General features: G+C 65.6%; 24 protein-coding genes and 1 tRNA gene. 21 read left to right on the forward strand and 4 right to left on the reverse strand.

Annotated features, from left to right (window positions below; all coding sequences use genetic code 11):
* Window positions 1-134: 134 nt before the first annotated feature.
* From QW881_RS31430 to QW881_RS31480, 11 genes are all read left to right on the forward strand, one after another.
* Window positions 135-350, forward strand: a complete 216-nt coding sequence (locus tag QW881_RS31430) for a hypothetical protein (protein ID WP_315740226.1) — start codon at window positions 135-137, stop codon at window positions 348-350.
* A 26-nt stretch (window positions 351-376) separates the two neighbouring features.
* A complete protein-coding gene (locus QW881_RS31435; protein WP_315711437.1) occupies window positions 377-598 on the forward strand; it encodes a hypothetical protein in 222 nt (73 codons plus the stop codon).
* 364 nt (window positions 599-962) lie between these two features.
* The gene (locus QW881_RS31440; protein ID WP_315758571.1) at window positions 963-1,178 is read left to right on the forward strand and encodes a hypothetical protein; all 216 of its coding nucleotides are present in this window, start codon (window positions 963-965) and stop codon (window positions 1,176-1,178) included.
* Window positions 1,179-1,362: 184 nt separating this feature from the next.
* Window positions 1,363-2,667 carry a serine hydroxymethyltransferase gene (gene glyA, locus QW881_RS31445; RefSeq protein WP_315740224.1) on the forward strand — a complete coding sequence of 435 codons (1,305 nt, stop codon included), beginning with the start codon at window positions 1,363-1,365 and terminating at the stop codon, window positions 2,665-2,667.
* A gap of 13 nt (window positions 2,668-2,680) precedes the next feature.
* Window positions 2,681-3,166: a transcriptional regulator NrdR gene (nrdR, locus tag QW881_RS31450; RefSeq protein ID WP_006612773.1), complete on the forward strand. Its 486-nt coding sequence runs from the start codon at window positions 2,681-2,683 to the stop codon at window positions 3,164-3,166.
* Window positions 3,163-4,314: a bifunctional diaminohydroxyphosphoribosylaminopyrimidine deaminase/5-amino-6-(5-phosphoribosylamino)uracil reductase RibD gene (gene ribD / locus QW881_RS31455; RefSeq protein WP_315758570.1), complete on the forward strand. Its 1,152-nt coding sequence runs from the start codon at window positions 3,163-3,165 to the stop codon at window positions 4,312-4,314. The genes nrdR and ribD overlap by 4 nt, the downstream gene beginning before the upstream one ends.
* Window positions 4,314-4,922 (forward strand): riboflavin synthase, encoded by a 609-nt coding sequence (locus QW881_RS31460; protein ID WP_315758569.1) that lies wholly within the window; start codon window positions 4,314-4,316, stop codon window positions 4,920-4,922. The genes ribD and QW881_RS31460 overlap by 1 nt, the downstream gene beginning before the upstream one ends.
* Before the next feature lie 182 nt (window positions 4,923-5,104).
* Window positions 5,105-5,596: a 6,7-dimethyl-8-ribityllumazine synthase gene (ribH, locus tag QW881_RS31465; protein ID WP_315740221.1), complete on the forward strand. Its 492-nt coding sequence runs from the start codon at window positions 5,105-5,107 to the stop codon at window positions 5,594-5,596.
* A 1-nt stretch (window position 5,597) separates the two neighbouring features.
* Window positions 5,598-6,107, forward strand: coding sequence for a transcription antitermination factor NusB (gene nusB / locus QW881_RS31470; RefSeq protein ID WP_316159127.1), 510 nt, complete (start codon window positions 5,598-5,600; stop codon window positions 6,105-6,107).
* 196 nt (window positions 6,108-6,303) lie between these two features.
* A complete protein-coding gene (thiL, locus tag QW881_RS31475) occupies window positions 6,304-7,296 on the forward strand; it encodes a thiamine-phosphate kinase (RefSeq protein WP_315758567.1) in 993 nt (330 codons plus the stop codon).
* A 201-nt stretch (window positions 7,297-7,497) separates the two neighbouring features.
* Window positions 7,498-9,618, forward strand: a complete 2,121-nt coding sequence (locus QW881_RS31480) for a sodium-translocating pyrophosphatase (RefSeq protein ID WP_315740218.1) — start codon at window positions 7,498-7,500, stop codon at window positions 9,616-9,618.
* A gap of 83 nt (window positions 9,619-9,701) precedes the next feature.
* Here the strand turns inward: QW881_RS31480 and QW881_RS31485 are convergent, their stop codons facing one another.
* From QW881_RS31485 to QW881_RS31495, 3 genes are all read right to left on the reverse strand, one after another.
* On the reverse strand, window positions 9,702-10,784 hold the full coding sequence (locus QW881_RS31485; RefSeq protein WP_315758633.1) for a DUF2336 domain-containing protein: 1,083 nt from the start codon (window positions 10,782-10,784) through the stop codon (window positions 9,702-9,704).
* 222 nt (window positions 10,785-11,006) lie between these two features.
* Window positions 11,007-12,014, reverse strand: a complete 1,008-nt coding sequence (locus QW881_RS31490; RefSeq protein ID WP_315758566.1) for a tripartite tricarboxylate transporter substrate binding protein — start codon at window positions 12,012-12,014, stop codon at window positions 11,007-11,009.
* 156 nt (window positions 12,015-12,170) lie between these two features.
* On the reverse strand, window positions 12,171-12,632 hold the full coding sequence (locus QW881_RS31495; RefSeq protein ID WP_315758565.1) for an outer membrane protein assembly factor BamE: 462 nt from the start codon (window positions 12,630-12,632) through the stop codon (window positions 12,171-12,173).
* A 129-nt stretch (window positions 12,633-12,761) separates the two neighbouring features.
* On the opposite strand from QW881_RS31495, the gene QW881_RS31500 reads away from it, so the two are divergent.
* From QW881_RS31500 to QW881_RS31545, 10 genes are all read left to right on the forward strand, one after another.
* The gene (locus QW881_RS31500; protein WP_315758564.1) at window positions 12,762-13,298 is read left to right on the forward strand and encodes a ubiquinol-cytochrome C chaperone family protein; all 537 of its coding nucleotides are present in this window, start codon (window positions 12,762-12,764) and stop codon (window positions 13,296-13,298) included.
* A gap of 4 nt (window positions 13,299-13,302) precedes the next feature.
* Window positions 13,303-13,929: a DUF177 domain-containing protein gene (locus QW881_RS31505; RefSeq protein WP_315758563.1), complete on the forward strand. Its 627-nt coding sequence runs from the start codon at window positions 13,303-13,305 to the stop codon at window positions 13,927-13,929.
* Window positions 13,930-14,247: 318 nt separating this feature from the next.
* A complete protein-coding gene (gene plsX, locus QW881_RS31510) occupies window positions 14,248-15,309 on the forward strand; it encodes a phosphate acyltransferase PlsX (protein WP_315758562.1) in 1,062 nt (353 codons plus the stop codon).
* Window positions 15,306-16,280: a beta-ketoacyl-ACP synthase III gene (locus QW881_RS31515; RefSeq protein WP_315758561.1), complete on the forward strand. Its 975-nt coding sequence runs from the start codon at window positions 15,306-15,308 to the stop codon at window positions 16,278-16,280. The genes plsX and QW881_RS31515 overlap by 4 nt, the downstream gene beginning before the upstream one ends.
* Window positions 16,281-16,413: 133 nt before the next feature.
* Window positions 16,414-16,770, forward strand: coding sequence for an integration host factor subunit alpha (locus QW881_RS31520; RefSeq protein WP_315758632.1), 357 nt, complete (start codon window positions 16,414-16,416; stop codon window positions 16,768-16,770).
* Between the two features lie 152 nt (window positions 16,771-16,922).
* A complete protein-coding gene (locus tag QW881_RS31525; RefSeq protein WP_315758560.1) occupies window positions 16,923-17,486 on the forward strand; it encodes a MerR family transcriptional regulator in 564 nt (187 codons plus the stop codon).
* A gap of 214 nt (window positions 17,487-17,700) precedes the next feature.
* Window positions 17,701-17,778: transfer RNA gene (locus QW881_RS31530), tRNA-Pro, on the forward strand.
* Between the two features lie 183 nt (window positions 17,779-17,961).
* Entirely contained in the window at window positions 17,962-18,837 is an 876-nt protein-coding gene (locus QW881_RS31535) for a class I SAM-dependent methyltransferase (protein ID WP_315758559.1), read from the forward strand.
* Between the two features lie 103 nt (window positions 18,838-18,940).
* The gene (locus QW881_RS31540; protein WP_315758558.1) at window positions 18,941-19,351 is read left to right on the forward strand and encodes a hypothetical protein; all 411 of its coding nucleotides are present in this window, start codon (window positions 18,941-18,943) and stop codon (window positions 19,349-19,351) included.
* 104 nt (window positions 19,352-19,455) lie between these two features.
* Window positions 19,456-20,337, forward strand: a complete 882-nt coding sequence (locus QW881_RS31545) for an AraC family transcriptional regulator (protein ID WP_315758557.1) — start codon at window positions 19,456-19,458, stop codon at window positions 20,335-20,337.
* Between the two features lie 520 nt (window positions 20,338-20,857).
* Here the strand turns inward: QW881_RS31545 and QW881_RS31550 are convergent.
* On the reverse strand, window positions 20,858-22,417 hold the full coding sequence (locus QW881_RS31550; RefSeq protein ID WP_315758556.1) for an oleate hydratase: 1,560 nt from the start codon (window positions 22,415-22,417) through the stop codon (window positions 20,858-20,860).
* Window positions 22,418-22,424 lie beyond the last annotated feature (7 nt).

Here is a 22,424-nt window from a genome sequence, read left to right on the forward strand (position 1 = left end):
AAGTCGTTCTTGCGCCGGCCCCTTCGGGCCGGCGTTTTCTTGTTCGCCTTGGCAAAAACCTTGGCAAAAACCCCGGTCCGAATTGGAACCAATCGAGGCTCCTGGGCTTATGTCCCTGGACCGGAGGTCGGACCATGCTGCACGATGCCGGAATGCAAGTCATGAACGTGGCGATGGTTGGGGATGCCTATGCCATCGCCTCCAACTATCTGCGTCTCTCCGGCGAGCTGCCAGAGGAGTTCGCGCCGAACGAGAGACTTGTCGACATCATTGTTCAGCTGATTCACCGCGGAGAATTCAACAAGCTCAAGCTCGCCAACAAGGCGATCTCGATGTTCAAGTCTGCCTGACGGCCTGACGTTCAAGAGGGGATGATATGGAAGCCGCCATCGATCGCATCATGCACACTTACGACCTGCTGGCGAACCGCACCGCCGCGGCGAGCGACGAGGCGCGCCGCAAGGTGAGCGCCTATATCCAGACCTTGTTCGAAGCCGGCGAGCGCGATCCGCACCGCCTGACGGTATGCGGCCTGACCTATCTGCGTCAGCTCGATGGCCGCGTCGATCCGGTGAAGGCGGGCTACACCGGCCTCTGATTTCTTTCGGTGCGGCATTGCTCGCCGCGCGCTTGCCTCACAACCTGTATGAGACCGTCCGGTTTCATGCAGGTTGTTTGTATTTGGGGGGGCGATGCATTTGGTGTCCCGAGTCATTGTCGTGGCAGGAATCTTGGCCTTCGCGTGCGGTGAGCTGAGCCTGCCCACGAAGAGTATGGCTGAGACGGTTTAACCCCAGAAGGGACCGAACAGTCGAGAAGCACTGGCCAGAATAGGCGCCTGCGCAGAGACGACGATCACGAAAATTGCTGATCGGTTTGATGAGCCGCTGTCGCCTACCCCGTTCAAGCGCGGCGAGAAGCGCGACAAGTATGGTGATCCCATTATGGATCCGGGGAGGCCCGTGCTGTACCAGAACGGTGCCGAGCAGATCGACGCAGAGTGGAACGCCGCCGTGGCCCATTCCAAACGGGGCGATCCCGTGCGCCTCTGCACCGTCTGGAAGCCGAAGAAATGCCCGCCCGGCGATGATCGGGGGCGAATCTACAAGGCGACCAATCTCCGGACCAAGGAAACGTGGCAGATGTCGGAAAGCTGGCACTCCTGCGGCGGGGCTTGAGCAGGGCTTGCTCCGGACCTCGTCCACCATATCTGGCGCAAATATCCGGTTTGACCCGCAACCGCTTGGCCTGTCCCTTGGCCTGCCGCCGCCCATATGGTAAGGGCAGGGGTCTTTTCCGACCGACTTCACTGAACCGACCGCAGGCCACCTAAGGCCTTGCGGACGTGGAGATATTCCGCCGATGACCGCTTCCAGCGCCAAGCCCGCCTCGTCAGTCGATTCCTTCTTCTCCGCCACCCTGGCCGAGGCCGATCCCGAAATCGCCGCCGCCATCAAGGGTGAACTCGGTCGGCAACGGCACGAGATCGAGCTGATCGCCTCGGAAAACATCGTCAGCCGGGCGGTCCTGGAGGCCCAGGGCTCGGTGATGACCAACAAGTACGCGGAAGGGTATCCGGGCGCGCGTTATTATGGCGGCTGCGAATGGGTCGACGTCGCCGAGAACCTCGCGATCGACCGCGCCAAGAAGCTGTTCGGCGCCAATTTCGCCAACGTCCAGCCGAACTCCGGCAGCCAGATGAACCAGGCCGTGTTCCTGGCGCTCCTGCAGCCCGGCGACACCTTCATGGGCCTCGACCTCGCCGCCGGCGGCCATCTCACCCACGGCTCGCCGGTCAACATGTCCGGCAAGTGGTTCAAGGCCGCGCACTACACGGTCCGCCGCGACGATCATCTGATCGATATGGATGCGGTCGCCAAGCAGGCCGAGGAGGTCAAGCCGAAGCTGATCATCGCCGGTGGCAGCGCCTACTCGCGCCCGTGGGACTTCAAGCGCTTCCGCGAGATCGCAGACCACGTCGGAGCCTACCTCCTGGTCGACATGGCGCACTTCGCCGGTCTCGTCGCCGGCGGCGTACATGCCTCGCCGGTGCCGCATGCCCACGTCACGACGACCACGACCCACAAATCGCTGCGTGGCCCGCGCGGCGGCCTGATCCTCTGGAACGATGAGGCGCTGACCAAGAAGCTGAACTCGGCGATCTTCCCGGGCCTGCAGGGCGGTCCGCTGATGCATGTGATCGCGGCCAAGGCGGTGGCCTTCGCCGAGGCGCTGCGGCCGGAGTTCAAGACTTACGCGAAGAACATCGTCGAGAACGCGAAGGCGCTGGCGGAATCGCTGCGCGCGCACGGCTTCGACATCGTCTCCGGCGGCACCGACAACCATTTGATGCTGGTCGACCTCCGGCCCAAGGCTCTGAAGGGCAACGTCTCGGAGAAGGCGCTGGTCCGCGCCGGCATCACCTGCAACAAGAACGGCATCCCGTTCGACCCCGAGAAGCCGTTCGTCACGTCGGGCCTGCGCCTCGGCACCCCCGCGGCGACCACCCGCGGCTTCGGCGTCGCCGAATTCCAGCAGGTCGGCAGCCTGATCGCCGAGGTGCTGAACGCGATCGCACAGGCGCCGGACGGCAGCGCGCCGCTGGTGGAAGCTGCGGTCAAGGAGAAGGTGAAGGCGCTGACCGACCGGTTCCCGATCTATCAGTAAGGCTTAACGCGAAATGCGCTGCCCGAGCTGCAACAGCCTCGATACGCAGGTGAAGGACTCCCGCCCCACCGAGGATTCTTCGGTGATCCGGCGGCGCCGGGTCTGCGTCACCTGCAATTTCCGCTTCACGACCTTCGAGCGGGTGCAGCTGCGCGAACTGACCGTGATCAAGCGCAACGGCCGCCGCGTGCCGTTCGACCGCGACAAGCTGATGCGCTCGGTGCAGATCTCCTTGCGCAAGCGCTCGGTCGATCCGGAGCGGGTCGAGAAGATGGTCTCGGCGATCGTGCGCGAGCTCGAGAGCGGCGGCGAGTCGGAGGTGTCCTCGGAGGCGATCGGCGAGATCGTGATGGAGCATCTGCGCGATCTCGACGACGTCGCCTATGTCCGCTTCGCCTCGGTCTACCGCAATTTCCGCGAGGCCAAGGATTTCGAGGCCGTGCTCGGCGAGCTCTCGGCGGAGGACGAAGCACCGCGCCTCGCGCCGGTCCGCAAATGATCTTCCGGGTTCTGGTCGATCAGGTCGGCGAGAAGCTGAAGGCTCAGAAGGACGCCGACCGCCGCTTCATGCAGCTCGCGCTGACGCTCGGCCGCCGCGGGTTGGGGCGGACCTGGCCCAATCCCGCCGTCGGTGCCGTGGTGGTCAAGGACGGCGTGATCGTCGGCCGCGGCTGGACCCAGCCCGGTGGACGTCCTCATGGCGAGCCCGAGGCGCTGCGCCGTGCCGGGGAGGCAGCCAAAGGCGCCACGCTCTACGTGACGCTGGAGCCGTGCTCGCATGTCGGCAAGTCGCCGCCTTGCGTGGACGCGGTTATCGCAGCCGGAATCAGCCGCGTCGTCTCGGCGATCGAGGATCCCAATCCGGAGGTCGCAGGGCAGGGACATGCGAAGCTCCGCGCCGCCGGCATCCAGGTCGAGGTCGGCCTCTGCTCGGCGGACGCCAAGCGCGACCATTCGGGTCATTTCCGACGCATCCGCGACGGGCGGCCGCATGTGATCCTGAAGCTTGCCGTCTCGGCCGACGACAAGATTGCAGCCGCGGGCAACACGCCGGTCGCGATCACCGGCGAAGCGGCGCGGACGCGCGTGCATGTGTTGCGTGCCCAGAGCGACGCGATCCTGATCGGCGTGCGCACCGCGATCGCCGACGATCCGCTGCTGACCTGCCGGCTGCCCGGCATGGAATCCCGCTCGCCGGTCCGTGTCGTGCTCGACCCCGTCCTGCGCCTCCCGACCGCCAGCCGTCTGGTGCAGTCAGCGCGGACGACGCCGCTTTGGCTCGTTGCCTCTGAGGTGGCGGAGCCCGCCGCAGCGACCAAGCTGGGAGCCGCCGGCGCGCAGGTGATCCGCCTGCCGCCGCAGGTCGCACCGTCGGCACTGGAGCCACCCGCCGTGCTCAAGGCGCTCGCCGAGAAGGGCATCACCCGTTTGATGATCGAAGGCGGCAGCCGCGTCGCATCATCTTTCATGGCAAGTGGCCTGGTCGATGAAATCTGGCTGCTGCGTGGTCCCAGGGAGATCGGAGCGGACGGGATCGCTGCGCTGGATGCATTGCCGCTGACCGCAATCACGCAGTCGCCGGCCTATCGCGTTCGTGCTAGCGAAACGCTCGATCCCGACACCCTTACGATTTACGAGCGCGCCTAATGTTCACAGGCATCGTCACCGACATCGGCGAGATCGTCAGCCTGACGCCGCGGACCGAGGGCAAGCTGCACCGGCTGCGCATCGCCTGCAGCTACCACCAGGCCACGATCGCCGACGGCGCGTCGATCGCCAACAACGGCGTCTGCCTCACCGTCGTGCGGTCGGGCCTCACCGACGGCAAGACCTGGTTCGAGGTCGATGCCGCCGCCGAGACGCTGGCGCTGACCACGGCCAAGCACTGGCGCGTCGGAACGAAGCTGAACCTGGAGCGGGCGCTGAAGATCGGCGACGAGCTCGGCGGTCACATCGTCTCGGGTCATGTCGACGGTATTGCGACCATCGTCAGCCGCGACGACCTGCCTGATATGGCGCGGTTCGTGCTGAAGACAACGCGGGATCTGGCGCGCTTCATCGCCACCAAGGGTTCGGTTACCCTCGATGGCGTGTCGCTGACGGTCAACACCGTCGACGAACTGGCCTTCTCGGTGCTGATCATTCCGCATACGCTGTCGGTCACCACGCTGTCGTCCTGGCAGGCCGGCAGCGAGGTCAATCTCGAGGTCGACCTGATGGCGCGCTATGCCGCGCGCCTTACGGAAATGAAGTAGCCTCGAAGGGGGCTTTCCGTCTTGGCTTTGCGGGCGCTGGCGCCTACAAGGCCAGCCCTGATTGCGAGGAGGCGCTGATGTGTCGTCTCGCAGCATGAGGCCGATTTCATCTCGCCCTTCGCGAGGCGGCCGGATGGCCGCTCCCTTGGGACGAGGCACCTGAAGACAATGGAAACAGAACCATGGCAGACGCACGGCGCGCGCCGCTCAAAGACCAGACCGACATCTCCGGCGCCCGGGCGCTGATCGTCGAGGCCCGCTTCTACGACGATCTTCAGGATGCCCTGCTGGAGGGCGCCACCGCCGAGCTGAAGGCGGCGGGCGTGGGCTATGATGTTCTCACGGTCACCGGCTCGTTGGAGATTCCGGCGACCATTGCCATTGCGCTCGATGCGGCCGCCAAGAACGGCAAGCCCTATGATGCGGCGATCGCGCTCGGTTGCGTCATCCGCGGCGACACCATCCATTTCGAGATCGTGTCGCAGGAGTCCTCGCGGGCGCTGATGGACCTGTCGGTGGCGCGCGGCCTGCCGCTCGGCAACGGCATCCTGACGGTCAACACCGAGGACCAGGCCTGGGCGCGCGCCCGCGTCTCGGAAATGAACAAGGGCGGCGATGCTGCGCGGGCCGCGCTCGCCGTGCTGCGCATCAAACGCCGTCTGGCGCGAGGCTGAGATGGCCGAGAGCAGCAACAAACCGTTCAAGGGCCCGGTCAGAGCAAACGATCGGAAGGCCAACCGGCGCGGCGCGGCGCGGCTTGCCGCCGTGCAGGCGCTCTACCAGATGGACATCGCCGGCGCCGGCATCAACGACGTGCTGGCCGAGTTCGAGAGCCACTGGCTCGGCAACGAGGTCGAGGGCGAGCAGTATCTGCCGGCCGAGGCCGCCTTCTTCCGCGACATCGTCTCCGGCGTGGTGCGCGACCAGACCAAGATCGATCCCGTGCTGGACAATGCGCTGGAGCGCGGCTGGCCGCTGCAGCGGATCGAGGCGATCTTGCGCGCGGTGCTGCGTGCCGGCGCCTATGAGCTGGAGCAGCGCAGGGACATTCCGGCGAAGGTCGTGGTGTCTGAATATGTCGACATTGCCCATGCCTTCGTCGAGCGCGACGAGACCGGCATGGTCAACGCCGTGCTGGAGCAACTCGCCCGGCAATACCGAGCCGACGAGATGGGGCCGAAGTAGCGATGGGGGGCGCCGGAGCACGATCGCTGCGAACCGGCGCGATGCCAGTCTCTTTCCTCGACTGTCATCACCCGCGACGGCGGGTGATCCCGTATTCCAGAGACGTTCAAGGGATACGGAAGGGCCGTGGCGTACTGGATCGCCCGGTCGAGCCGGGCGATGACAGCAGAGTGTGCAAAGTGTGGGGGACGAGCGCGTGACCCACAACCTCTCCGGCGAAGACTCCCTGATCGCCCGCTTTTTCAAGCCGCTGGCGACCGACCCCGGCGCCTTCGGCCTCGTCGACGATGCCGCGATCATTCCGGCCAATGGTGACGACATCGTCGTCAAGACCGACGCCATCGTCGAAGGCGTCCATTATCTCGCCAACGATCCCCCCGACACCATCGCGCGCAAGGCGCTGCGGGTGAACCTGTCCGATCTCGCCGCCAAGGGCGCCGTGCCCACCGGCTTCGTCCTGACGCTGGCGCTGCGCGAGAAGGACGAGGCGTGGCTGTCGGAGTTCGCGCGTGGCCTCGGCGAGGACGCGGCTGCGTTCGGCTGTCCGCTGCTCGGTGGCGACACCGTGTCGACGCCCGGTCCCGTGATGATCTCGATCGCAGCCTGGGGGCGGGTGCCCCGGGGCCGGATGGTGCATCGGTTCGGGGCGCGTCCCGGCGACCGGGTGATGGTCACGGGAACGATCGGTGATGCCGCGCTCGGCCTGTGCATGCTGACGGGCACAGCGGAGGCGGCGGCGCTGGTCGACGATCCCGCCGCGCGGGATATGCTGATCGGCCGCTATCGCACGCCGCAGCCGCGCAATGCCCTGGCCGCGGCCGTGAGAGACTACGCGACCGCCTCGATGGACGTCTCCGATGGCCTCGCAGGAGACCTGATCAAGCTCTGCGCCGCCTCTTCCGTGAGCGCCGACATCACGCTGTCACACATTCCACGATCGCCGGCGGCGGCGAAGCTGCTCGCTGTCGGGGCCGCGCAGCTTGAAAGCATGATCTCCGGCGGCGACGATTACGAGATCCTCTGCACTGTTCCCGCAGCGCAATGCGCAGCCTTCCGTGGCGCAGCCGAGACGGCGGGCGTTGCCGTCACCGACATCGGCGCCATCGTCGAAGGAACGCGAGCCCCGCGCTTCCTGGACGGGCAGGGCCGTCCCGTCACACTGACGCGTTTGTCCTTCAGCCACTTCTGACACCTATTTGCACCGCACAATGCGACCAAAGAAGCGTCTGAATTTGGAGCGGTTCAGGCGTCGCGGCGTTGCGTCATCATGGCGATTTTGGCAAGCTTCATGATGTTCGAGGCGGCTCCGCCCGGGGCGGCCTGACAGGGGGCGTGCGTCGCACCATCGCGGCGTGACGTAGTTAGAAAAGCAAAGAGCCGAGGAAACTAAATGTCAGCTTTATGGGTGATCGTGCTCTGCGGGGCGCTGTCGATCGTCTATGCGATCTGGGCCACACAATCGGTGCTCAGCGCGGACGCCGGCAATGCGCGCATGCAGGAAATCGCGGCGGCCGTGCGTGAGGGCGCGCAGGCCTATCTTCGCCGCCAATACATGACGATCGGAATCGTCGGTGTCGTGATCTTCGTGCTCCTTGCGTATTTCCTCGGCATGCTCGTCGCGATCGGCTTTGCGATCGGCGCGATCCTCTCTGGCGCGGCCGGCTTCATCGGCATGAACGTGTCGGTGCGCGCCAACGTCCGCACCGCGCAGGCCGCCATCACCTCGCTCGCCGGCGGCCTGGAGCTGGCCTTCAAGGCCGGTGCCATCACCGGTCTGCTCGTGGCCGGTCTCGCGCTGCTCGGTGTCACCATCTATTTCGGCATCCTGACCGGCTTCATGAAGCTCGCGCCGGACAGCCGCACCGTGATCGACGCGCTGGTCGCGCTCGGCTTCGGTGCCTCGCTGATCTCGATCTTCGCCCGTCTCGGCGGCGGCATCTTCACCAAGGGCGCCGACGTCGGCGGTGATCTCGTCGGCAAGGTCGAAGCCGGCATCCCGGAGGACGATCCGCGCAACCCCGCGACCATCGCCGACAACGTCGGCGACAACGTCGGTGACTGCGCCGGCATGGCCGCCGACCTGTTCGAGACCTATGCGGTGACCGCGGTCGCCACCATGGTCCTGGCGGCCATCTTCTTCGCCAAGTCGTCGCTGCTGACCAACATGATGACCCTGCCGCTCGCCATCGGCGGCATCTGCATCATCACCTCGATCGCAGGCACCTTCTTCGTCAAGCTCGGCGCCAGCCAGTCGATCATGGGCGCTCTCTACAAGGGCCTGATTGCGACCGGCGTCCTGTCGCTCGGTGGCGTGGCGCTGGCGATCGCTTGGCTGATCGGCTTCGGCAAGCTCGACGGCGTCGACTACACCGGCACGGCGCTGTTCATGTGCGGCGTGGTCGGTCTGGTCGTCACCGGCCTCATCATCTGGATCACCGAATACTACACCGGCACCGACTTCCGCCCGGTGAAGTCGATCGCGGCGGCCTCGGTGACCGGTCACGGCACCAACGTGATCCAGGGCCTCGCCATCTCGATGGAGTCGACCGCGCTGCCTGCGATCGTCATCATCGCCGGCATCCTGGTCACTTATAGCCTGGCCGGCCTGTTCGGCATCGCGATCGCGACCACGACCATGCTCGCTCTGGCCGGCATGATCGTCGCGCTCGACGCCTTCGGCCCGGTCACCGACAACGCCGGCGGCATCGCCGAGATGGCCGGTCTGCCGAAGGAGGTCCGCAAGTCGACCGATGCGCTCGACGCGGTCGGCAACACCACCAAGGCGGTCACCAAGGGCTACGCGATCGGCTCGGCCGGTCTCGGCGCGCTGGTGCTGTTTGCGGCCTATAACCAGGACCTGCAGTTCTTCATCGCGGATTCGGCGCACCATCCCTATTTCGCGGGGATCAAGCCGGACTTCTCGCTGAACAACCCGTATGTCGTGGTTGGTCTCTTGTTCGGTGGCCTGCTGCCGTATCTGTTCGGCGCGATGGGCATGACCGCGGTCGGCCGTGCGGCCGGCGCGATCGTCGAGGAGGTGCGGCGCCAGTTCCGCGAGAAGCCGGGCATCATGCAGGGCACCGACAAGCCTGACTACGGCAAGGCGGTTGACCTGCTGACCAAGGCGGCGATCAAGGAGATGATCATCCCTTCGCTGCTGCCGGTGCTGTCGCCGATCGTCGTCTACTTCCTGATCTACGCCATCGCGGGCGGCGGCGCGGCCGGCAAGTCGGCGGCGTTCTCGGCCGTCGGCGCCATGCTGCTCGGCGTCATCGTCACCGGCCTGTTCGTCGCGATCTCGATGACCTCGGGCGGCGGCGCCTGGGACAACGCCAAGAAGTACATCGAGGACGGCCACTACGGCGGCAAGGGCTCCGATGCTCACAAGGCGGCGGTGACGGGTGACACCGTCGGCGACCCCTACAAGGACACGGCCGGCCCCGCGGTGAACCCGATGATCAAGATCACCAACATCGTGGCCCTGCTGCTGCTGGCGATCCTCGCGCACTGAGCGGGGCGATGTCCTGACCAATAAAGGCCCCGCGGCGCGAGCCGCGGGGTTTTTCATTGTCTCTCGTTGTGTCGTGACGCCGTCTATTCCGCCGCGCGCTGCCGCGTGCGATACGACTGCAGCGTGCTCTGCGCCATGCGCGGCTGCATTTGCGAGAAGCTCGCCAGATGCTGGTCGAGCTGTGGGCGTGCGCTGCCGCTGGCGCTCGCCTGCATGAACAGCAGCGTCGTGGTCGTGACCCAGGACAAGTCGAGCGCCTTGGCGAGCACAAGGAGCTGGTCCGGCTGCTTGCGCACGAAGGCGCGCTCGACCACGTCGAGCGGCAGGTTGCACATCAGGGACAGCGCCAGCGTGACCTTGTCGAAGCTGCCTTCCTTGGCGAAGCCGTGCAGCTGCGCCTCGTGGAGCTGGCCGGTCGCGTGCAGCAGCTCGACATAGTCCTTGGCGGTGACGAAATCGGCCGAGCGCGTCCGCGCGGCGGCCTGCAGATGATCCGAAGCCTGCGCCACGGCGAGCTCGACGATCTCGGCCCGCGCCGCATCAGCGCTGGCGAGCTGGCTGCGCACCGCGTCGGAGGCTTCGACGAACAGCCGGACCAGCACCTCGCGTGGGCTGTCGGGCCGGCTCCAGAGCTTCAAGGCGAGGCCGGGATCTTCGGATGCCTTCGTCACCAGGCCGGAGAAGCCGTGATCGGAGAAGCGCGCGCCGCCATTGTTGGCGGTGTTCGAAACGACGGCCTGATTGCCGCGATCGACCAGAACGTCGGTGACGGATTCCGTGAGGATCTTGCGGTCGGAGATCGCGAGCAGATGCTCCTGGCCCCGGGTCTGCGCGGTCGCGACCAGGGTCTCGTCATCGAGCCGTTCGCTCTGGCGCAGCACGGAACCTGCCACCGCGATCGTCTCGTCGCTGGCGAGCAGACGGAGCAGCCGCGGCGGCGCGTCAGGCAGCATCGCGAGCCGGCTGCCGAGCTGCGCCCGCGCCGCAATAGCGACGTTGTCGAGCAGCTTGAACAGCACGTGGTCGAACAGATCGACATGTTCTTCGGTGAACTTGCCCGAGCCCACGACGAACAGGTCGGTGACGCGCTCCAGGATCTCGGCGCGCCGCGACACGTATCGGCTGGCGAGAATGTCTTCGAGCTGGTGGAGGACGTCGTTGGGCAAGACACGGCTCATGCGATGGACATCGCCGGTGGCCTTTGCGACGGTCATCGGGCCGCAGCCTTGGGAGGCGATCGGCTCGGCATCCGCCGACGGTATTTCACGACCAAGTCAAAGGCACGCGGTCGTCATCTTTCGCATCCCCTCGCTTAAGGTGCCGTTACACCGCGAGCCCTATTCCGATACTCCGGCGCAAGGCGGCCCGACCAAGGCCGCCCGAGCGGGCTACTTCACGTCCATCTGCAGGCCTTCCCTCTGGATGATCGACGCGAACTTGGCTGTCTCGGCCTGGACGAAATCGCCGAACTGCTGCGGCGTGCCGTAGTCGGCGCGGGCGCCCATGGCCGCGATGTTCTTAGCGATGTCCTCGCGCTCCAGCATCGCCTTGACCTGCAGGTTGAGCGCGCTGACGATCTCCGGGGGGCAGGCCTTGGGCAGGAACACGCCGAACCAGGACGACACGTCGAACTTGGCCAGCTCCGGCGCGCTTTCGCGCATCGTCGGCAGGTCGGGCGCATTGGCGCTGCGCTCCGGCGTCGTCACGCACAGGCCGGTCAGCTTGCCGTCCTGCACCTGCGGCAGCGACGGAAACAGATTGTCGAACAGGATCTGGATGTCGCCGGCGAGCGCGGCCTGCAGCGCGGGGCCGGCGCCGCGGAACGGGATGTGCGTCATCTTCAACCCGGTGAGCTGCAGGAACCAGGCGCCGGTGAGATGCGGGCTCTGGCCGACGCCTGACGAGCCGTAGTTGAGCTTGTCGGGATTGGCCTTGAGGTAGGCGATCAGCTCCGGGATCGACTTGATCCCGGTCGACGGATGCGCCGAGACGATGTTGGGGATGCGGATCATGTTGGAGACCGCCTGCAGCTGATCCGGCTTGTAGGCGAGGTTGCGGAAGATTGAATAGGCGATCGCGTTGGGACCGGGGTTGCCGATCAGGACCGTATGGCCGTCCCCCTTGGTGTTGCGCGCGACCTCGGCGGTGCCGATCGTGCCGCCACCGCCTGAGCGATTCTCGACCACCGCCGACTGTCCCCAAACCGTCTGCAGATGCGCGGCCAGCAGCCGTCCCATCACGTCGGTGCTGCCGCCGGGCGCGGCGGGCACGATCAGCTTGATCGTCTCGGTCGGACGCCAGTCGGCGAGACTCGTGCGCGGCAGAATGGCGGCGGTCGACAGCGCTGCGGCTCCGGACAGAAGCTTGCGGCGCGACAGCGCGATGCTATGAGCCAATGATTCCTCCCTGCTCTTGTTTTGCAGCAGGGTAGGGAAGATTGCATCGCCAGAGCAAGCAGGCCAATTGCGCGCGAGCTGCGCAATTCAGCGCAGCGGTCCGGCTTTGTGCCGTGGCCCGGAATCACATTCCGGGCTGCGGCGATCGTGTCGGGATCAGTTGAAGCTGAGCAGCTTGAACAGCGGTGTCAGGTAGCTGAGCTCCTGGCCGGAGGTCGGCGTGGTGCGGCTGACGAAGTCGAAGATCTTGCCGTCCTTCATGCCGTAATTGGCGAGCCGCCGGACCTGGCGGTTCTTGTCGAAATAGATCGCGATGACGCGCTGATCGACCACCTTCTGGTTCATGAAGGCAACCGGGCGCTCGGCGCGCTGGGAGATGTAGTAGAATACCTCGCCGTCGAGCGTCGCCACCGTCGACGGCGTGCCCATCACGATCAGCACCTGGTCCTGGCTGGCGCCGATCGGGATCTGCTCCAGCGCGCCGGGGGGCATGATGTAGCCCTTCTGGAACTGCTCGCCGGTGCAGGCGGCCAGCGCCAGACAGGTCAGCGCGATCGCGCCGGCGGTGCGCAGTCGGGTGCTCAGGCCGCAGGAGAGCAGGCGGGCAGTCGTTCGCATTGTCTGGGTCATCTTCTTCAGATCGGATCCCGTCCCCTTGCGTCGGGCAGGGCGTTGACGTACCGGGCAAACTTGCGGATTGCAACATGCCCCCGAACAGGGTCAGGGAAACTCGACCGCGGAACCGTCATGCTCTGGCCATTCAACCTTCTCAGCAAATCCCGACCGTCCCCGCGCGGGACCATCGAGCCGATCTATGGCATGATCGTGGCACAAACCCGAGACCCGTTGTTTTATAGACACTTGAATGTCCCCGACACGGTCGAGGGACGGCTCGATCTGCTGATTCTGCACCTCTGGCTGGTGCTGCGGCGGCTGCGCGGGGTGGGGTCGGAGCTCTCGCAGGCGCTATTCGACCGCTTCTGCGACGACATGGACGACAATCTGCGCGAGATGGGGGTGGGGGATCTCACCGTGCCGAAGCGGATGCAGAAGTTCGGCGAGGCATTCTATGGCCGCACCGCCGCCTATGACCTCGCCTGGTCCGAGAGCGAGGCCCGGCTGGCGGAGGCGCTGCAGAAGAATATCTTGAACGGGGAGCATCCGGACAGCGCGGCCGGACTTGCCGCCTATGCGGCGCGGGTGGCCGCGCATCTCGCCGCTCTCGACGACAACAGGCTGCTCGGCGCCGGCTGGAGCTTCCCGCAGCCGGTGCAGCAGGACTAGCGAGATGAGCAGAGACACAGACACATCGCGACAGACGGGGCGAAATCCGGCGAAGGATCCCTGGCGGGCGCCGCCGGTGATCGTGGCGCAGATTCCGGACGCCGGTCTGCATCGCGAGATCGAGGCCGACGAGGCCACGCGCCGCGCGCTCGCCGCGCTTGCCGAGCTGCGCGAGGTCATCTCGGCCCATGCCTCGTTCGACGTCGTCCAGAAGCGCGACGGCAAGGTGCATGTCGAGGGCCGGGTGCGGGCCCGGATCGGTCAGACCTGCGTCGTCACGCTCGATCCGATCGAGATCGAGATCGACGAGCCGATCGACCAGATGTTCGCCCCGCCGGAGCAGATTCCCGAGCTCGCCGATCTGGTCGAGGACGATCCCAACAGCGAGGTGGAGACGGCTGATCCGCCGGAGCCGATCATTGGCGGGCAGATCGACCTCGGCCGGCTTGCCGCCGACGCGCTGTTCCTGGGGATCGATCCCTATCCGCGCAAGCCGGGCGCCGTGTTCGAGCAGCCGATGGCGGCAGCCGCCGAGCCGGAGGACCATCCCTTCGCGGCGTTGAAGGCGCTGAAATCGGCAGATGCCGCCGGGCCGGGTGCCGTCAAAGCGAAGAAAACGGGTGAGGATTGACGCGCCGTTGTGCAGGCCGGAAGCGGTCGATCCTGTCACAAAGCCTCTCGAAATCCTCTCAAGCTGCTGATTTCGATGGCAAAGACGGGTCCCTGCTGGCCCCGGACCGCGTGGCGGTTGCAAATTGCATTGCCCCCGGGAGGTTGTTTCGACACGGAGAGACGCTATTGTCGCGCCCGGGTCGGGGTGCGACGAAAAGGCCCGGACGGCCTCTGGCCTGTCCATCGGCCGCGCAATGCCTCTGAACGACCGCCAAACACGGCCAAGCAAGTTACGGCCAAGACGAGACAAAGCTCGAGATCAGGTTTCCGGGACGTCATGCCTCATAAGGTTCGAATCGCGCTGGACGCCATGGGCGGGGATTTCGGCGCGGCCATCGTCATTCCCGGTGCTGCGATCGCACTGAGCCGCCATCCGGATGCGGAGTTTCTGCTGTTCGGCGATAGCGCCAAGATCGTACCCGAACTCGACCGGCATCCGCGGCTGAAGGCCGTCTCGCGGGTCATCCACACCGACGTGGCCGTCAGCATGGAGGACAAGCCGAGCCAGGCGCTCCGGCGCGGCCGAAAGACCTCGTCGATGTGGCTCGCGCTCGAGGCGGTCAAGAAGGGGGAGGCCGACGTCGCCGTATCCGCCGGCAACACCGGCGCGCTGGTGGCGATGGCGCGCTTCTGCCTGCGCACGCTGGACGGGATCGACCGGCCGGCTCTGGCCGCGATCTGGCCGACCGCGCGCGGCGAATCGGTGGTGCTCGACCTCGGTGCGACGATCGGCGGCGATGCCCACCACCTCGTCGCGCTGGCAGTGATGGGCGGCGCGCTGGCGAGCGTGCTGTTCAACAAGCCGCGGCCGACCGTCGGCCTTCTCAACATCGGCGTCGAGGAGATCAAGGGCCATGAGGAGATCCGCGAGGCGGCCGAGCAGCTGCGCGCGATGAACCTGCCGCAGCTCGACTATATCGGCTTCGTCGAGGGCGACGGCATTGGCAAGGGTGCGGCCGACGTGGTCGTGACCGAGGGCTTCAGCGGCAACATCGCTTTGAAAACGGCCGAGGGCACCGTCCGCCAGGTCACGGATTTCCTGCGCGGCGCGATCCAGGCGAGCTGGCTTGCACGGATCGGCTATCTGTTGGCCCGCGGCGCCTTCGCCGCTTTGCGGGCCCGGCTCGACCCGCGCAAATCCAACGGCAGCGTGGTGCTCGGCCTCAAGGGCATGGTGGTCAAGAGCCACGGTGGAACCGATGCCGAGGGCTTTGCCTCGGCGGTCAGGGTTGGCTATGAGATGGCCCGCTACGATCTCCTGACCAAGATCAATCAAACACTCAATCCCGACGGCGGCGCGCCGGCGTCCGAATCCGTCGTCCAGGAGGCTGTCTCGTGACAATTCGTTCGGTCGTGCTCGGCTGTGGCTCCTACCTCCCGCAGCGGGTCGTGACCAATGCCGAGCTGGCAAGCCGCATCGAGACCTCGGACGAGTGGATCGTCCAGCGCACCGGCATCCGTGAGCGCCATGTCGCAGCCGACGGTGAGTTCACCTCACATCTGGCGATCAACGCGGCCCGGGCCGCCCTTGCGGCGGCCGACGTCGATCCGCAGTCGATCGACCTGATCGTGCTCGGCACCTCGACGCCGGACAACACCTTTCCGGCGACCGCGGTTGCGGTCCAGAACGAACTCGGCATCCACCATGGCGCGGCGTTCGACCTGCAGGCGGTCTGCTCGGGCTTCGTCTTTGCGCTCGCCACCGCCGACAATTTCCTCCGCAGCCGCTCGTTCAAGCGTGCGCTCGTGATCGGTGCCGAGACCTTCTCGCGCATCCTCGACTGGAACGATCGCACCACCTGCGTGCTGTTCGGTGACGGCGCGGGCGCGCTGATCCTGGACGCCCAGGAGCAGGGCGGCACGTCGGCCGATCGCGGCGTATTGACCACGCATCTGCGCTCCGACGGTCGCCACAAGGCCAAGCTCTATGTCGACGGCGGTCCGTCCTCGACCCAGACCGTCGGGCATCTGCGGATGGAGGGCCGCGAGGTGTTCAAGCACGCGGTCGGCATGATCACCGACGTGATCGTTGACGCCTTCGATGCCACCGGCCTGTCGGCCGAGACCATCGACTGGTTCGTGCCGCACCAGGCCAACAAGCGAATCATCGACGCTTCGGCGCACAAGCTGCACATCGCGCCGGAGAAGGTGGTATTGACGGTCGATCGGCATGGAAATACCTCCGCTGCCTCGATCCCGCTGGCGCTGGACGTGGCCGTCAAGGACGGCCGCATCAAGAAGGGCGACGTGGTTTTGCTGGAGGCGATGGGCGGCGGCTTCACCTGGGGCTCGGCTTTGGTGCGCTGGTGAGCCTGCCGTGCGGCGGGATTACGCCCAGAGATCGGCACTACGGCCCGTACTTCTATTCACGCTGCTGTTGACCACCGCCGCTTAACCTCTTAATTTCCGGAGCGAATTATTCGCCGAGAGTTTGGGGCAGGCGATGGCGGGAACCGGAAAAACAGTCACACGCGTCGATCTCTGCGAGGCAGTCTACCAAAAGGTGGGGCTGTCGCGGACGGAGTCGTCTGCATTCGTCGAGCTGGTCTTGAAAGAGATCACCGACTGCCTCGAGCGCGGCGAGACGGTCAAGCTATCGTCCTTCGGGTCGTTCATGGTGCGCAAGAAGGGGCAGCGCATCGGACGAAACCCCAAGACCGGCACCGAAGTGCCGATCTCGCCGCGGCGAGTCATGGTGTTCAAGCCGTCCGCGATCCTGAAGCAGCGCATCAACGGCCAACAGGGCAGCGGCAAGATGAACGGCGAGGCCAGCGCCGAGTTCGGCGCCGAGCCGGAATAGGGTCGGGGCCGTCGCCCCGCCGCATTGTCGGCAGGGCCGTGACGAACTCATATCGTTCGTCCCGCGTACCGTTCGTTCCGCGTACAGTTCGTCCAATCTATTCAGCGTAGTCTGCCACTTTCTTGTCAGCACGATCGAAGGGGAACGGGCATTTGGACAAGGCGCCGGATGCGTTTCGGACGATCAGCGAGGTCGCGCAGGAGCTCGACATTCCGCAGCACGTGCTGCGGTTTTGGGAGACCCGGTTCGCCCAGATCAAGCCGATGAAGCGGAGCGGGGGCCGGCGCTATTACCGGCCCGACGACGTCGACCTGCTCAAGGGCATCCGGCGCCTGCTCTATGGCGAAGGCTACACCATCAAGGGGGTGCAGCGGATCCTGAAGGAGCACGGCGTCAAGTCGGTCCAGGGACTGGCCGACAGCTCTGCCGCGGTCTCGTTCGGCGCCATGGAGGAGACGCTCGGCCAGGCCCTCATGGAGGAGGAGCCGATCGGCGAGGCCGAGGTCGAATCGGAGGACGAGGAGGAGGAGGCCTCCGACGAGGAGGGCATCGACTTCCGCTTCGTCGACACCGAGGACGACATCCTCGACACCTTCCGGGTCGGCCCGCCCGCCCGCGCCGGCATGAAGCCGGAAGACCGCGACAAGCTCCAAGGCGTGCTCAAGGAGCTCCTCGACTGCCGCGCGCTGCTCGATCGCGCCATGAAAGAGGTGTGAAGGTTACGCCCTCCGCAGCATGGTTGGCCTGCGGTAGTGGCTGGCGTTGGTCGGCCGAACTGTGGACGGACGGTGGGCGCGCCGCGAGTCGGCTGCGCTCTCCTCCTTGTGGGGAGGGGTCGGGGGTCCACGAACTCCGCTCGATCGGGTCACCCACGAAACCGTGCCGCCGTGCCTTGCATCCCGCCCCGATCACGGCTAGAGGATCGGCCATCGGAGCGTGGCGCAGCCCGGTTAGCGCACTAGTCTGGGGGACTAGGGGTCGTGGGTTCGAATCCCGCCGCTCCGACCATTTTCTCGAATCGCCACATTTGACATCGGCCGATGCGTTTCAGCGTGGCCCTGCCGCGGCCGCTTCGTCCGTGAGACTGGCTTTTCAAGCCGCAGACCGCCCCCTAAACTCCCGAATTGGGCCGCTGGACGCTGTTCGAGCCGGCTCATTTCATTTGTGACCTTTGTTGCCGAGACTTCCGCCATGGACGCCGCCGTCGCCGACTCCTCCTTTGGGCATTTCGACAACGCCGAACAGATCGCCTTCTGGAACGGTGCCGGCGGTGGGCGGTGGGTCGCGCGCCGCGCCGAGATCGATGCGGTGCTGGCGCCGGTGCAGGAAGCGCTGCTGGAACGCGCGGCGATCCAGGCGGACGAGCGGGTGCTGGACATCGGCTGCGGCTGCGGGGCGACCTTGATCGCGGCGGCCGAGAAGGTCGGCCCCGGCGGCAGCGTGCTCGGCCTCGACGTGTCCGCAGCCATGCTGACCGCGGCCCACGAGTTCGCCCCCGCCGATGCGCCGGTGAGCTTCGTGCAGGGCGATGCCATGGTGCATCACTTCAAGGCCGCGAGCGCCGATCTCATGATCTCGCGCCTCGGCGTCATGTACTTCGCCAATCCAGTGCGCGCCGTGCTCAACATCCGCAATGCGCTGCACTCGGAGGGGCGCGTCGCCTTCGCCTGCTGGGGCGAGTTGCGCGACAACCCGTGGGCGCTGGAGCCGCTGCAGGCGGCCTATGACCACGTGCCGAAGTTGCCGGGATTGCCGCCGCACGCGCCGGACGATTTCGCGTTCGGAGCCGCCGAGTGGATCGAGAAGGTCATGACCGATGCCGGGCTGCGGCGCATTCGGCTGGAACGCCACGACATCGCGCTCGACTTCGGCGCAGGCGCCGGCCTCGACAGCGCGGTGCAGACGGCGCTCGCGATCGGGCCCGCCGGCCGCGCCGTGGCCGGGCAGCCGTCCGAGGCCACGGAGGCCGCGATCGCTGCCGTGAGGAAGGCGCTGGCGCGCTACGCCAAGGGGCCGCGCGTCGTGGTGCCGGCATCGTTCTGGATCGTGACAGCGGTCGATCCGTAATGCGACGGCCGCGCCGGAGCCCAAGCGCGGCGCCATCTATGCGAGCGCGGAACTTGCGATCAGCGCATATGCGACAGAAAGAACGCGTTTCGAGATGTGCAAGATGACGAGACTGCTCTCAGCCGGTGCCGTGTTGGCCGGCTTCCTGTCGGCGGCGAAGGCCGACGTTCAAATCAATATGCAGCCAGGCTCACAATGCTGGTCCTACCAAGGATTGGATACGCGATTTTACGGCAACTTTGCGGGCGGCCAAGCTCTGACCGTCGGGATTGTCGAGCAGCAATTGAACGAGAAAGGTGGGATGGAGGCGGTTGTCTATAGTGGCGCGCAGGTTTGGGTGAACGGTCCTGATGGTTTCCTCAAGGATGGCTACCGCGAGGCGGATGATCGGATCATCTACACGGACAAGCCGGGTCGCTACATTTTCAATTTGTATGAGCATGGAACAGGCGCCGCTTATCCAGTCTTCGTGAAGATATGCGCGAGCAGAACGGACCAGGCCAACAAAAGGTGACCCGATCCTTCGTGCTAGTTTTGCCCCCGTGACAAAGCCGCAAGATCGGTCGAGCGCGTCAGCGTTGAGCGCGCTTAGCTGCTGCGGCCACGGAGTACTGAACGATGAAGGCGGCGCTGCAGAACTACCATGCCCGGATGCAGCGGGTCCTGGATCACATCGACCGGCATCTGGACGATGATCTGGACCTGGACGCGCTGAGCAGCATCGCGGCCTACTCGAAATATCATTTCCACCGGCAGTTCACGGCGACGTTCGGGCTGTCCGTGCATCGCTACATCCAGCTCGCCCGCATGAAGCGGGCGTCCTATCAGCTGGCCTACAGCGATGCCCAAACCGTCACGGAGGTCGCGATGGATGCCGGCTACGATGCACCGGACGCCTTCGCCCGCGCCTTTCGGCAACGGTTCGGGCAATCGCCGTCATCGTTCCGGAAATCTCCCGACTGGGAGCCGTGGCTTGCGGCCTTCGGGCCTTTCGACGAAGCAAGGAGCAAGCTGATGCGGACGACCTATACCCCTGACGACGTGACGATTCGCGAGGTGCCGACCACGCCGGTGGCGATCATGGAGCATCGCGGCGACCCGGCGACGCTCGGCGCCACGATCCAGCGCTTCATCGCCTGGCGCAAGGCTGCCGGCCTGCACCCCAGGACCAATCCGACCTTCACGGTCTGGCGCTCCGAGCGGCGCCCCGCGTCGCCTGCCGATTACAGCGTGGATCTCTGTGTCGGGACCGATCAGCCGGTCGAGACCGATGACGCGACAATCAGGGTCGGCGAGATCCCCGGCGGACGCTGCGCCGTGCTGCGCGTCGTCGGCAACACCCACAATCTGGAGCCGGCCGCGCTGTTTCTCTATCGCGACTGGCTTCCGGCCAGCGGCGAGGAGGCGCGTGACTTCCCGATCTATTGTCAGCGGCTGAACTTCTTCCCGGAGGTTCCCGAGCACGAGACGGCTGCGGACCTGTTCCTGCCGCTGAAATAGCTCCTGACGACCTGCTCCTTCCTAAAACATGTAGCCAAGAGCCATTTCAACCCTCGAGTCCCGCCTGCAGGGCTCGGGGGGAGGGCCGACCTTGGAGCGGTTCCAGTTCTCGTCCGGGAACCGCGATCCGGCCATGTCGTTAACGATCTAGCAGCTCAGTCAGGGCCCACACCCTGACATTGAACCTTTGCGCGCACGCGCGCACCAAACCTGTGTTCGGCTCGTCGCGGAGTCGGGTTTCAGGAAATTTCAGACTGACATCGGGGTTCACCTCGATGTGCTGTTCATTGTCGTTGAAGGAGGCGCGTATGGTCCTCAGGACTTTGAAAGTGTCGCTGTCCGTTTTCGCCGCTGCAACCTCGGTGGTGTCGTTGTTTGCCGTCAGCTGGGTCGGTCTCGCACTGCTCGGCTACTGATAGCTCACGCAAGCATAGAGGCGCACTCTGCCTCGCGAGATATAAAGCGCCCGGATCGAGCTTGATCCGGGCGCGCGTTTTTGCGGATGCGAAGAGCCAAGGCGCTATGCGAAGGCCTTTTCCACCGTCTCGATCAGCACGCGGAATGACTTGTCGTGGCGGGTGATCGGCGGAATCGCCCGGGTGATGCCGAGCAGCTGATAGACCGCCATCTGCGCCGCGCGCACCGAATATTCCACGGTGAACACGACGTCGTCGGGAATCTCGACGAACTGGCTGACGAAGGCGAGATTCTTCGAATTCGCCGGCACCGGCAGCGGGCGGTCGCTGGTGTTGCGCGGCATGAACATGCTGGTGATGTAGGGCAGGCGGCAGGGCACGCAGGTCGCTTTGTCGAACACCGAAAGGTCGAAGTTGAGATGGCCGCACAGTTCCTTGAGGATGTCGGCGCCGCGGCAATCGGCCATCGCCTTCGGCACGAAATTGCCGATGCGGTCGGGATGCAGCGCGTAGCCCCAGAACACCTGCACGTCCGCAGGCTGGCCGGCGAAATGCGGCTGGTGATACAGCACGACCGACATCAGCCAGTTGGACTCGGTGAAGGTAACGAGCCCGCCGGTGCCGGCGACATTGCCGGTGAACGCTTCCATCGCGTCGAAGAAGCGCGGATTGCGGCAGGTGACGGTGAAGGACTCCCAGCAGGATTCGGGGATCGATGAGTTGAACGCGGCGGGATTGCCGAACTCCGGGCGTCCCCTTGCGATCTTCTCCCACAGCGTCCAGCCCTGGCTGTCCTGCTTGGTGAGCCGCGGCGGCGGCGCATCCTGCGTGCCCAGGCTGGTCGCATCCGTCATCGAGCCGTTTTGCAGGAAGACCAGATCGTCGGTTGCTACCACGACCGTCTCCGGCTTGCCGTTGCGATCGAGGGTCAAGCGCTTGACGACGTGCTTGCCGGCTTCCGTCGCGATCTCGATGTCGGTGACATCGACGCCGCCGGCGAAATTCACGTCATGGCCCTCCAGCCATTTGACGAGCGGCACCACGATCGCGTCGTACTGATTGAACACGGTGCGCTTGACGCCGGCCAGCGTCTCGATGCGCGGAAACTCGTTCATGAAGCGATGCAGATAGCGCTTGAACTCGACCGCGCTGTGCCAGGGCTGGAATGCGAACGTCGTCTGCCACATGAACCAGAAATTCGTGGTGAAGAACGGCGGCGACAGCCAGTCGGTGATGCGGGAGTTGCCGAGCTTGTCCTCGGAGGCCTCGGTCAGCCTGACGAGCTCGAGCCGATCCTGCATCGTAAAGCCCATGGTGGAGACGTCGACCTTGTGCCGGTTGCGATCGACGAGGCGCGCCTGCGAATGCGCGACATGGGCCTCGTTGAAGGCGAGCGTCTCGTCGCGCACGGTGCGGCCGGGATCGCCGGCATTGGGGATGGTGGAGAGCAGGTCCCACGTGCATTCGTAGTGATCGGTCGTCAGCATGCGGCCGCCGCGCAGCGAATAGGAACCGTCGGGCAGCCGCGCGCCATCGAGACTGCCGCCATAGGGCAGATGTTTCTCGTAGATAATGATGTCGCGTCCCGCGACGCCGCCGTCACGGATCAGGAATGCCGCGCCGGCCAATGCGCCGATGCCGCTGCCGATGAAATACGCCTTCATGATGGTT

It is taken from the genome of Bradyrhizobium sp. SZCCHNS3016 (genome assembly GCF_032484535.1).
In the GTDB taxonomy this organism is placed as follows: Bacteria; Pseudomonadota; Alphaproteobacteria; order Rhizobiales; family Xanthobacteraceae; genus Bradyrhizobium.